Genomic DNA, 11,531 nt, shown 5'->3' on the forward strand with positions numbered 1-11,531 from the left:
CGGGGACAGTTCCAAGGGGGCGTTTTGACTTCCGCTGAACGTGACAGAGCGAGGCCGTCGTGACGGCCGAGGCCCAACGACGGCGCGCATTTTGGCAGATCCTGCTGATCTCGGCGGGTCTCTTGATTCTGACTGTGATCAGCGCCGGCTCGGTCTACCTCGTCAACAAGGCGCGGGACGACAGCAAATGGGTGCTTCACACCATCGAGGCGGAGAGCCAAATCAACGCCCTGCTGCTCGAAATCCGCCGCGCCGAGAGCAGCGCCCGCGGCTATCTCCTGACGCAGGGACCGGATTTCCAGTCGGACCACGAGAAGGCCGTCGCAGCGATCATTCCGGCGCTCGATAAGCTCACGCGCCAGATCGGCGACAATCCGGCGCAACGCGACAGCATCGAGAAGCTGAGTGCGGCGATTGCGACCCGGCTCGACCAGTTTTCGCGCGAGATGAAGTTCGTGAAGGAGGGCCAACCGGACAGGGCCACGGCGCTGATCCGCGAGGCCGCGGCCGGCAACACCACGACGACGATCACCAACTTGGCCAACGCGATGATCCGCGAGGAGGAGCGGCTGTTCCGGGTCCGAACGGCAAACTCCGACCGGAGTCAGACCCTGGCCGCATCGATGACCGGCATCGGCTCCGGCCTCGTCGTGCTGCTGGCTCTGATCTCGACCTGGCTGGTGCGGCGCTCGGCCCGCGCCCGTGACGAGGCCGAAGCGCGCATGCGCGATGCCAACGTCAATCTGGAGTCCGTCGTCGACGAGCGCACCGCGGACCTGCGCGAAGCCAACGCAGAGATCCAGCGCTTTGCTTATATCGTCAGCCACGATCTGCGCTCGCCGCTGGTCAACATCATGGGCTTCACCAGCGAGCTCGAAGAGCTCAGCGGCGATGTCTTCCGCCGCCTCGGCAGCCTCACCCAAGTCCCCGCCGGCGGGCCGCCGCTGGCGCCTGGCGCGCCCGGCGAGATCGTGCTCGAAGGCGCCGACAAGCAGCTCTCGGAGGATTTTTCCGAAGCGCTCGGCTTCATCAAGACGTCGATCGCCAAGATGGACAGGCTGATTTCGGCCATCCTCAACCTCACCCGCGAGGGCCGACGCGAATTCCAGCCGGTGAAGATCGACACCAGCGAGCTGATCGAGGCCATCGTGTCGACGCTGGCGCACCAGGCCGCCGAGGCGCAAGCCCAGATCCACCTCGAGCCCCTGCCTGACATCGTCAGCGACCGGCTCGCACTCGAGCAGATCTTCTCCAATCTGATCGACAATGCGATCAAGTACCTGAAGCGCGGGGCGCCCGGCGAGATCAGAATTCGCGGGCGGACCAAGCTCGGCTACGCTATCTTCGAGATCAGCGACAATGGCCGCGGGATCGATCCGAAGGATCATCAGCGGATATTCGACCTGTTCCGCCGCGCGGGAACCCAGGACAAGCCCGGCCAGGGCATTGGTCTTGCGCATGTGCGTGCACTTGTGCGTCGCCTCGGCGGCACCATGTCGGTATCATCGGAACTTGACGCGGGCAGCACCTTCACGATCACGCTGCCGATCGCCTGGAATGTGAGCAACCGGAACGCAGATCGATGACCCAGCCTGTCACCATCATCATGATCGAGGACGATGAGGGCCACGCCCGCCTGATCGAGCGCAACATCCGCCGCTCGGGAGTCAACAACGAGATCGTCTCGTTCCCCAACGGCACGGACGCGATGCAGCATTTGTTCGGTGCCGACGGCAGTGGGCTCGTGCAGAAGGGCAACGCGCTGCTGATCCTGCTCGACCTCAACCTGCCCGACATGACCGGGATCGACATCCTGAGGCAGATCAAGGAAAACAAATATCTGAAGGCTTCGCCCGTGGTGGTGCTGACCACCACCGACGATTCCCAGGAAATCAAGCGTTGCTACGAGCTCGGCTGCAACGTCTACATCACCAAGCCCGTCAACTACGAGAATTTCGCCAATGCCATCCGGCAGCTTGGCCTGTTCTTCTCGGTCATCCAGGTCCCTCCCGCCGCCCCATGAACCAGCGCACGCCAACACTGCTCTACATCGACGACGACAGTGCGCTGGCGCGCCTGGTCGATCGCGGCCTGACGCGGCGCGGCTACAGGGTCGTCCATGCCGCGAGCGGCGAGGAAGGCCTGGAGCGCATCCGCCGCGCCGCGGTCGAGGGCGGCATCGACGTGGTGGCGCTCGACCAGTACATGCCCGGCCTCGACGGGCTGGAGACGCTGGAGCAGATCATGGCGATCCCGGGTGCGCCGCCGGTGGTGTTCGTCACGGCCTCGCAGGATTCCAGCATCGCCGTCACCGCGCTGAAGGCCGGCGCGGCCGATTATCTGGTCAAGGACGTCACGGGCGATTTCATCCCCCTGCTCCACGTCGCAACCGAGGGCGCGCTACGCCAGGCCGAATTGCAGAAGGCACGCGAGGAAGCCGAGGCCGAGATCCATGCCTCGCGCGACCGCTACGCCGCCCTTGCCGCCGAACGCGAGCTGCTGCTGCGCGAAGTCAACCACCGCGTCGGCAACTCGCTCCAGATCATCGCCTCGCTGCTGCACCTCCAGGCAAGCTCCGCCGCGCAGGACGAGGTCAAGGCGGCACTGACCAATGCGATGGGCCGCGTCGCCGCGGTCGCGCAGGTGCACCGCCGCCTCTACACCTCGCAGGATCTGAAGAGCGTGGTCCTGAATCAATATCTGGACTCGCTTCTCGAGGATCTCCGTCGCTCGGCCGAAGGCAACCGGATGTCGCGCCTCACGCTGAAGGCCGAGCCGATCGAGATCGATCCCGACCGCGCGGTCGCCGTCGGCATCATCGTCAACGAGCTGGTGATGAACGCGGTGAAATACGCCTATCCCGACGGCGCTGGCCCGATCCATGTCGAGCTGCACGCGCAGAGCGACGATGTCCTGCTGTCGATCACCGACGACGGCGTCGGCGACAACGTCAAGGCCGATCCGCGCTCCACCGGCATGGGCCAGCGCATCGTCGCGGCCATGGCCTCCAAGCTCGACGCCACGGTCGAGCGCGATCCCGCCCATTCCGGAACCCGGATCGTGCTGAAATTCGCTCGCATGCCCGCAGCCCCCGGCAGGACCAGCACCGCCGCCGCGAGCTGATCTCGCACCCTGCTGCGCACCCCCATCGCAACCGCGTCGCGATCCTGCTATGATTGCGAACCATGACTTCGCGCGACTCCGCCCCGTCTGAAATCACTCCGGCCGTGCTGCTGCGCGCCTATGCCTGCGGCATCTTTCCGATGGCCGAGAGCGCCGAAGATCCGACCCTGTTCTGGGTCGAGCCGGAGCTACGCGGCGTCATCCCCTTCGATGGATTTCGTGTCGCCTCGCGGCTCGCGCGCACCGTGCGCTCGGATGTGTTTCGCGTAACCGTCAACACCGCGTTCAAGGCGACGATCGCCGGCTGCGCCGCGCCGCAGGCCGGACGCGAGGACACCTGGATCAACAAGCGCATCCGTGACCTCTATGGCGGCCTGTACGAGCTCGGCCATTGCCACAGCGTCGAGGCCTGGCAGGGTGAGGACCTCGTCGGCGGGCTGTACGGCGTCAGCCTCGGACGGGCCTTCTTCGGCGAGAGCATGTTCCACACCGCGCGCGATGCCTCGAAGGTCGCTCTGGTGCATCTGGTCGCGCGGCTCATCCATGGCGGCTTCGAGCTGCTCGACACCCAATATGTCACCGACCATCTGAAGAGCTTTGGCGCGGCCGAGATCTCGCGGCGGCGCTACACCGCGCTGCTCGACAAGGCGCTCGCGGGCGAGCCCGGCGATTTCCTGAAGCTCTCTGCGGGTGAAGCGATCCCGGGCGCACGCGCGCTCGAGATCATCGCCGCGCGGCAATAATCGATAGCAGCCTTAGCGGCCGAACCCCGGGGGGATTTGGCCTAACGGCCAAACCCCGGAATACCGAACAAACCCGGCCGCTGCTCCGGCGGCGGAGGCGGTGGTGCTGGTTGCTGCTGCTGGATCGGCGGCAGAGGCTGCGGCGGACGCTGCTGCACCTGCTTCGGCGCGGCCTTCTTCTGCGCGGGCGGCGGCGGAGGTGCAGGCTTGGTCGCGGGATCCGGCGCTGCGGTCGCAATGGTCTGCTGCGGCTCTTTGCAGTCGGTGAGCCAGATGTCGTAGATCGGGTGCTCGACGCCGTGCAGGCCCGGGCTTGCCGCGTACATCCAACCCGAGAAGATCCGCTTCACCTCGCCTTGCAAGGTGATCTCGTCGACCTCGACGAAGGCGTCGGTGTTGGTGGCCTCGGTCGCCGGCCGCGTGTAGCAGGCGTTGGTCTTGACCCTGAGCGCGCCGAATTGGACGGTCTCGCCGATCTCCTCGTCGAAATTGATGATGCGCCCGGTGATCTTGTCGAGCCCCGAGAAGGTCGCCTTCTTGTTCACGATCTTCTGGGCCGGCGGCTCGGTGACAACCTCGTCGCCCGGCTGCAGGCTTGCAGGGGTCTGCGGCACGGCGCCACCCGGCCCGCCCTTCTGCTGCGGCTGGCGACCCGGCGCACCCGGCTGGCCGGCGCCCGGCGGCGCGACCGCCACAGGCGGCGGCTGGTTTGGCGGGGGGACGGTGGAGCCCGGCGGCGGCGCCAGAGGCTGGGTCTCAACTGGCCCCGGCATCACATTGCCCTGCCGTCCCGGCGGTGGAGGCATCGGGCGCGACGGCAGCACGCGGCCCTGCGGCGGCAGCTCCGGCACCTCTTCGTCGTCATCGGGGATCTGCTGCGGCTGGGGCTGGCCACGCGGAATGTTGCCGGGCGGCCGCAGCGGCGGCGGATCGGAAAAGATCGTGCCGATCTGCGCCTGAGCCGGCGTCGCAACCGTCAGTGCGGTGGCGGCCAAAAGCGCCGCAAGACCTGTCAGGGTAATGGTTCGAAACATCTCGCGCGGCTTCAACAGCGAATCGGGCTTGTTGGACATTCTACAGGGGATACCGCCGCTCGCAGGCCCTCCGGTTAACACGGGGAATACGGCGGGGGAAGGGCGGCATCCCTGCCCTGCCCGCTGCCCGCTGGCCAGGACGGCTGGCGGGTGGGATAGTCGAAAGCCCCTCCCAGGGGCGCGAGGCGGGCATCGCCCCGAAAATGACATCCAACGATAACCGGAAACCCCGAGGTGTGCCCTTCCATGCCCGTCGTGCTCGATCCCGATGCCGCCGCCGTCTACGGGGCTTTCCAGGAGGCCGGCCGCCCCGCCTACGAGACCCTGACGGCGCCGGAAGCGCGCGCCTATTATGCTCAGGCCCGCTTTGCCACCAACCCCGAGCCGCCGGAGCTCGCGCGCGTCACATCGCTATCGATCCCGGCACCGCACGGGGTGATCCCCGCCCGCCTCTACGTTCCCAAGGAGCCGCGCCGGCACGACGCCCTGTCGCCGGCGCTGGTGTTCTTCCATGGCGGCGGCTGGGTGATCGGCGATCTCGACTCCCACGACGTCGTCTGCCGCCAGTTGGCCGACGCCGGCGCGCTGATCGTGATCTCGGTCGACTACCGCCTCGCGCCCGAGCACAAATTTCCCGCGGCCATTGAGGATGCCATCGCCGCGACCCAATGGATCGCCGCGAACGCGCGCGAGCTCGGCATCGACGCCTCGCGCCTGTCGATCGGCGGCGACAGCGCCGGCGGCAATCTCGCCGCGGTCGTGGCGCTGGCCGCGCGTGACGCTGGCGGTCCCGCGATCGCGGGCCAGGTGTTGATCTACCCCGCGACCGATTTCGCCATGACGCACGGCTCTCACAGCGAGCCCGAGACCAGCGTGCTGCTGACGCATTCGGTGATCCGCTGGTTTCGCGACCACTACCTCAATGGCGCCGCCGACATCCATGACTGGCGCGCTTCACCGGCACGTGCGCAAAACCTTGCCGGCCTGCCGCCGGCCTATGTGCTGACCGCCGGCGCCGATCCGCTGCGCGACGAAGGCGACGAATATGCCGAGCGCCTCAAGCAGGCCGGCGTATTAGTCACGACCAAGCATTATCCCGGCCAATTCCATGGCTTCTTCACGATGGGCAAGCTGTTGCAGCAGGCCAATGTTGCCGTCAGCGAGATCGGCGCATGGCTGAAGGGATTGGGGTGACAGTCCCGTAGCCCGGATGAGCGAAGCGACATCCGGGTCCGCTCTCACCTGTCGAAATACCTGTCCCGGATATCGCTTCGCTCATCCGGGCTACACGCCAACGCTCACGCTATGCTTTCTCCTTTGCAAACCATCGCCGCCTTCCCGCTGCGCGTCCTGACATGGCTCGGAAGCCAGGGCACGCGCGGAGTCGCCGCTGTCGTATTCATCGCGGCCGCGGTGCCACCGCTCGGCGCGCTGCTGCGTCCCTATCTCACCGAGGCGATCCTGTGCCTGCTCTGCATCTCCTTCATGCGGGTCGATCTGGCCGCCCTCTACGGGCATCTGCGCCGACCGGCGCTGGTTGCAACCGCCACGGCCTGGACCACGATCGGCGTGCCGCTGATCGTCGGATTGATCGCGCACGCAACCGGACTCACGGCTCGCGCCCCCGGGCTTTCGCTCGCACTGATGCTCCAGAGCATGGCCTCGCCGATGATGGCCTCTCCGGCACTGGCCGCGCTGATGGGTCTCGATGCCACGCTCGTGCTGATCACGCTGGTGACCTCGACCGCGCTGGTGCCCTTCACGGCCTCGCTATTCGCCGGCCTCTTCCTCGGCGACATGCTGAGCGTCACGCCGCTGACGCTGGGCCTGAAACTGCTCGGCATCCTCGCAGCATCGCTGCTGGCCGCCACAGTCATCCGATGGATCTTCGGCGCGGAGGCAATCCAGCGTCACAAGACGCCGATCGACGGCCTCAACATCATCATCCTCTTCATCTTCGCTGCTGCGATCATGGGCGATGTCGTCAGCGACCTGCTCGCGCAGCCGCTGTTCACCCTCGGCCTCGCAGCTCTCTCGTTCGCGATCTATTTCACCCTACTCGCGATCACCACGCTGCTATTCCGCCGCATCGGCTATGAACGCGCGCTCGCACTCGGGCTGATGGTGTCACAGCGCAATCTCGGCCTGATGCTGGCGGCTACGGCCGGCGCATTGCCGCCCACCACCTGGCTCTATTTCGCGATGACGCAGTTTCCGATTCACCTTGCGCCTTACATGCTGATGCCGATCGCGCGGCGATTGGGCGCGCGCGCGGAGACGTCCAACACGCCGGCTACAAGCGGCACCGGGTAGGATCTGCGGGCACAGCAGCAATAACGGATTATGCGTTGTTCCCGTCCTGCGCGAAGCGCTCGACAAGCTCAGACCAGAACGGAATGTATTTGATCTGTGCGGGCCAGGGTTTGCTGTTCCAGCCCGCGAACTCTCTTTCGAAATAATCGTTTAGATTGACGCCATAGCAAATTGCATCGACGCCATAGATGGAAAAGACGGGGTTGCCTGCCTCGTGCGGCTGCTCCGGCAAATATCGGTGGGCGATCAGCGGGATGAGTTTTGGTGCCCGGGAAACGATTTCTCGAAGCGTCTCCTCCCGGGCTCGCGCACTGGACGGCCAAGCTCCCCACTCCGACCACCACAGCCGTCCATTCTCGACAGAATGGCGAAGACTTTCAAGGGGCCAGTCCAGCGCTCGTCTTATTGCACGGTCGTCCGTCCAATCATGTCCCTGAACCGGCCGCCTTCGCTTCAGGAGCGCAATTAGATCGGAGGGAAACACTAAACCGAATCGACGTTGCGCCCTGTCGAGCTCTGATTGCGTATAGCCCTTGGTCCAACGAACCTTGTCGTTACCTGACACCCGTAATCTCCCGCATCTCTCTCGATTCAGATGAGGGCCGGTGTCAATCTGGCACGTGCGCCCAGACGACCCGCGCATCCCCTAACCCGCCCTCGCCGCGCGCCGCAGCGCCTGCGGCGGCTGGCCGAAGGCGCGGATGAAGGCGCGCCGCATGCGCTCGGGATCGCCGAAGCCGGTCGCCTCCGCGACCAGCTCGATCGCCTCGCGCGAGGACTGCACGCGCTCGCGCGCGACTTCGAGCCGGAGTCGCTCGATCGCTTTCGACGGCGTCGCGCCGGTCTCGGCGGCGAACGCGCGGGCGAAATGCCGTGCGCTCATGCCGGCACGATCGGCGAGGTCCTCCACCGTCAGCGGCGCCTCGAGATTTTCGCGCGCCCAGGACAACAGCGCGCCGAAGCGGCCGTTCGGCGTCTTCAGCTCCAGCAGCGATGAAAACTGTGACTGGCCGCCGCTGCGGCGATGGTAGAGCACGAGCTGTCGCGCGGCCTGCTGCGCGATCTCCTCGCCATGGTCCTCGGTGACCATCGCGAGCGCCAGATCGATGCCCGCAGTGATGCCGGCCGACGTCCAGACATTGCCGTCGCGGGTGAAGATCTGGTCCGGCTCGAACTTCACCTTCGGATAGCGCGCGACGAAATCGCGCGTCCGTCCCCAATGCGTGGTGGCACGGCGGCCGTCCAGCAGTCCCGCCTCGGCAAGCACATAGGCGCCCGAGCAGACGCTCGCCACGCGCACGCCGCGCCGCGCCAGCCGCTGCACGAAGGCGCGCGTGACCTCGCAGCGCGCGGCATCCGCAACGCCCGCGCCGCCCGCGATCACCAGCGTCGTGATCGCATTCGCCGACTTGAAATCACGCGCCATCATCTCGACGCTCGACGAGCTGCGCACCAGTCCCGCGCTCGCGGCCAGCACGCGTAGCGCGAGCGTCCTGCCAGTGCAGCGCGCCGCGACCTCGAACACCGAGATCGGGCCGGCCGCATCGAGCAGCTGGAAATCCGGGAAGATCAGGATGCCAATCATAGCCTGTGTCCGGAATAGAGGGAATTACGCCATTTCAGACACAAGCGCACCATGCCAAACTTCGCGCGTCAAGCTCATCTTTGGAGGACCTGCCGATGTCGTCACCGCTCCAGATCGGTCTTCTGGTATTTCCGCGCGTCACCCAGCTCGACTTCACTGGTCCCTTGCAGGTGTTCTCCATGGTGCCCGGCGCGAAGCTGCACCTGATCTGGAAGCGGATCGAGCCGGTGCCGAGCGATTCCGCGCTCATCGTGACGCCGACCACGACATTCGCCGACTGCCCGCAACTCGACGTGATCTGCGTACCCGGCGGCCGCGGCACTGACGACCTGCTCAATGACGAGGAGGTGCTCGACTTCCTGCGCCGGCAGGCCGAGGGCGCCAAATACGTCACCTCGGTCTGCACGGGTTCGCTGGCGCTCGGCGCCGCCGGCCTTTTGAAGGGCTACCGCGCCGCCACCCATTGGAGCGCGATGGAGATGCTCAGCCAGTTCGGCGCGACGCCGACCAAGGCGCGCGTCTGCGTCGATCGCAATCGCATCACGGGCGGCGGCGTCACCGCGGGAATCGATTTCGCGCTGACGCTGGTGTCGACGCTGATCGACCGCACCACGGCGGAGGCGATCCAGCTCGGGATCGAATATAATCCGGCGCCCCCGTTCACTTCCGGCTCGCCCGATACCGCGCCCGCCGAAGTGCTCGCTTCCGTCAAGCAGCGCATTGAGCCTTTGCAGGCCTACCGCCTCGATGCCGTCGAACGCGCGGCGGCGCGTCTGATGTAGGCAGTCCACCTTCGGTGGTGGAACTGAGGTTTTGGGGGGCGAGTTAAGCCCGCACGAAACTCACAGCATCCGGAGCGCAATCATGGAGCATCTCCACTACCCCAACGAAAGCACTGAGTATCGTGCCGCACGAAATGCATTGCTGGATGAGGAGATTGCCCTCCGGGCTCAGATTGAGGTCGTTTCTGCCAGGCGTCGCGCGCTGCCATTCGGTGGCGAGGTGCCCCAGGATTACGTCTTCGAACGCATCGGCAAAACGAGCATGCCGGAACAGGTCAGGATGTCGGAGCTGTTCGGCCCGCATGACACGCTGATCTTGTACAGCTTCATGTATGGACCGGAGCGCGAGCTGCCCTGCCCCGGCTGCACCCATTTGCTTGACGGGCTCGACGGCGCCGCACGGCATATCGGCGAGCGTGCCGCGCTTCACATTGTTGCAAAATCGCCGATCGCGCGGCTCGCCGCCTGGGCCCACGAACGCGGTTGGGAACATCTGTCACTGCTGTCCACCGCCGGCAACAGCTTTGACGCGGATTACTTCGGCGACACCTCGAAATTCTCCAAGGGTATGCGCGCGCAGCACCACGTTCCCGAGGGGCAGAACTGGGACGAAACGATCTTCAACGTCTTCAAGAGAGCGAACGGCAAGATCAGGCACTTCTGGGGCTCGGAGATGAGCTTCGCGCCGCCCGCGCCGAAGCAGCATCATCGCGCCGGTGATCTGGTCGATCCGCTCTGGGGCCTGCTCGACATGACGCCCGAAGGCCGCGGCGACTTCTTCCCGAAGGTGCGCTACGACTGAGGCGCACAAACCGGCCGACGAAGTGCCTCAAAGAAAAAGGCCGCTCGGTTTCCCGAGCGGCCTTTCCTGTCTTACGGCGGCTGCACATTCACATCGGGCGATTTCGGACCTTCCAGACCGGGGGCCTATCTCCCGATCGAGTCCTTGTCGGCGGCCGCTGCATTTCGGGACAGTCGCGAACTGTTGCCCGAACCGAACGCGATGGTTTCCCATCTCCGTAAGATGGGAACATTGAGCCGCATGGCTTGCGTGGCCGCAATGTCCGCGCAGACGCCGTCCCCGCTGTTCCCGTTGTCCACAGCAGGGTGAGGCGGATGCGCGTGCATCCAACCGAATGATCGAGATTCGATGGAGGACGGAGAGCCTAGCCAGGCGTCCAGGGCTGATAGTCGCCGGTCGCCTTCGGACGCTTGCCGCTGGCCAGCGTCGAGCCTGAGGGCCGATAGGCCTTTGCCGTGCCGGTGAGATTCGGCTGGTGCGGCTTTTCCCATTCGCGCGGCTGATAGTTGGCCTCGGTCGGCGGCACATCGACGACATGATGAATCCAGCCGTGCCAGGACGGCGGGATCCGGCTGGCTTCCGCATAGCCGTTATAGACCACCCAGCGTCGCTCGAAGCCAAGCGTCGGATCGACCGCCCCGCCGCGGGTGCGATAGTAGAGATTGCCCTGCTCGTCATGGCCGACCAGCTCTCCGTACCGCTTGGTCCAGAGTTGGGTGCCAAAAGTCTGGCCGTTCCACCAGGTGAAGAACTTGAGGAAGAATTGTTTCATGCGGCAAGGGCCCTGCTTCGTCGGGTCCTGATGCCATCCGGGCGGCGAAATGTCCAGTTCGGCGGGGCGGCGGTGCCCTCGGCAAATGCGCCGTCCTTGCCATGAATGCTGCCGCAAATCGGACGCGATCCGTTCATGCCGGGTACAGCCATTGAGAGCGAGGCTCCGTTCACGCGCAAACCGGCGTGATCCCAGGAACCCCAGCCCTTTCATAGGGTTTGCTTCCGGGAAAGGAGTTTTATCATGAAAAGTCTGAAAGTTTTGAGTGCCGCCGCAGCGCTGGCGCTCGTTCTACCCATGACCTCACCGAGCTTTGCACAGGGGCCCGGCGGCGGTGGCCGTGGCGGCGGGCCCCTGTGCAAAGCTCGGTGAGGTCG

The 11,531-nt window shown here is 65.6% G+C and carries 12 protein-coding genes; 8 read left to right on the forward strand and 4 right to left on the reverse strand.

Annotated elements, in window-relative coordinates; genetic code table 11:
- The first annotated feature begins 59 nt into the window (after window positions 1-59).
- From CV770_RS04700 to aat, 4 genes are all read left to right on the forward strand, one after another.
- Window positions 60-1,586 (forward strand): sensor histidine kinase, encoded by a 1,527-nt coding sequence (locus CV770_RS04700; protein WP_104461480.1) that lies wholly within the window; start codon window positions 60-62, stop codon window positions 1,584-1,586.
- Window positions 1,583-2,023 (forward strand): response regulator, encoded by a 441-nt coding sequence (locus tag CV770_RS04705; protein WP_018323001.1) that lies wholly within the window; start codon window positions 1,583-1,585, stop codon window positions 2,021-2,023. The genes CV770_RS04700 and CV770_RS04705 overlap by 4 nt, the downstream gene beginning before the upstream one ends.
- Window positions 2,020-3,123 carry a sensor histidine kinase gene (locus tag CV770_RS04710; protein ID WP_104461481.1) on the forward strand — a complete coding sequence of 368 codons (1,104 nt, stop codon included), beginning with the start codon at window positions 2,020-2,022 and terminating at the stop codon, window positions 3,121-3,123. Before CV770_RS04705 ends, CV770_RS04710 begins: the two co-directional genes overlap by 4 nt.
- Before the next feature lie 62 nt (window positions 3,124-3,185).
- Window positions 3,186-3,866, forward strand: coding sequence for a leucyl/phenylalanyl-tRNA--protein transferase (aat, locus tag CV770_RS04715; RefSeq protein ID WP_104461482.1), 681 nt, complete (start codon window positions 3,186-3,188; stop codon window positions 3,864-3,866).
- Window positions 3,867-3,907: 41 nt separating this feature from the next.
- On the opposite strand, the gene CV770_RS04720 is transcribed toward aat, so the two are convergent.
- On the reverse strand, window positions 3,908-4,939 hold the full coding sequence (locus CV770_RS04720; protein WP_201759698.1) for a DUF2155 domain-containing protein: 1,032 nt from the start codon (window positions 4,937-4,939) through the stop codon (window positions 3,908-3,910).
- A gap of 207 nt (window positions 4,940-5,146) precedes the next feature.
- Between CV770_RS04720 and lipP1 the strand changes: the two genes are divergently transcribed.
- Window positions 5,147-6,094 (forward strand): LipP1 family hormone-sensitive lipase, encoded by a 948-nt coding sequence (lipP1, locus tag CV770_RS04725; protein ID WP_104461484.1) that lies wholly within the window; start codon window positions 5,147-5,149, stop codon window positions 6,092-6,094.
- Between the two features lie 111 nt (window positions 6,095-6,205).
- On the forward strand, window positions 6,206-7,213 hold the full coding sequence (locus tag CV770_RS04730; protein ID WP_104461485.1) for a Na+-dependent transporter: 1,008 nt from the start codon (window positions 6,206-6,208) through the stop codon (window positions 7,211-7,213).
- A 28-nt stretch (window positions 7,214-7,241) separates the two neighbouring features.
- On the opposite strand, the gene CV770_RS04735 is transcribed toward CV770_RS04730, so the two are convergent.
- Window positions 7,242-7,778: a hypothetical protein gene (locus CV770_RS04735; RefSeq protein WP_245453676.1), complete on the reverse strand. Its 537-nt coding sequence runs from the start codon at window positions 7,776-7,778 to the stop codon at window positions 7,242-7,244.
- Window positions 7,779-7,859: 81 nt separating this feature from the next.
- On the reverse strand, window positions 7,860-8,798 hold the full coding sequence (locus CV770_RS04740; protein ID WP_104461486.1) for a GlxA family transcriptional regulator: 939 nt from the start codon (window positions 8,796-8,798) through the stop codon (window positions 7,860-7,862).
- 95 nt (window positions 8,799-8,893) lie between these two features.
- On the opposite strand from CV770_RS04740, the gene CV770_RS04745 reads away from it, so the two are divergent.
- Both CV770_RS04745 and CV770_RS04750 read left to right on the forward strand, forming a co-directional pair.
- The gene (locus CV770_RS04745; RefSeq protein ID WP_104461487.1) at window positions 8,894-9,580 is read left to right on the forward strand and encodes a DJ-1/PfpI family protein; all 687 of its coding nucleotides are present in this window, start codon (window positions 8,894-8,896) and stop codon (window positions 9,578-9,580) included.
- Between the two features lie 82 nt (window positions 9,581-9,662).
- Window positions 9,663-10,382: a DUF899 family protein gene (locus CV770_RS04750; RefSeq protein WP_104461488.1), complete on the forward strand. Its 720-nt coding sequence runs from the start codon at window positions 9,663-9,665 to the stop codon at window positions 10,380-10,382.
- 364 nt (window positions 10,383-10,746) lie between these two features.
- Here the strand turns inward: CV770_RS04750 and CV770_RS04755 are convergent, their stop codons facing one another.
- Window positions 10,747-11,154 carry an NADH:ubiquinone oxidoreductase subunit NDUFA12 gene (locus CV770_RS04755; RefSeq protein ID WP_104461489.1) on the reverse strand — a complete coding sequence of 136 codons (408 nt, stop codon included), beginning with the start codon at window positions 11,152-11,154 and terminating at the stop codon, window positions 10,747-10,749.
- Between the last annotated feature and the right edge of the window lie 377 nt (window positions 11,155-11,531).

Origin of the sequence: Bradyrhizobium sp. AC87j1, from assembly GCF_002936975.1 — a bacterium.
Taxonomy (GTDB): Bacteria; Pseudomonadota; Alphaproteobacteria; order Rhizobiales; family Xanthobacteraceae; genus Bradyrhizobium; species Bradyrhizobium shewense.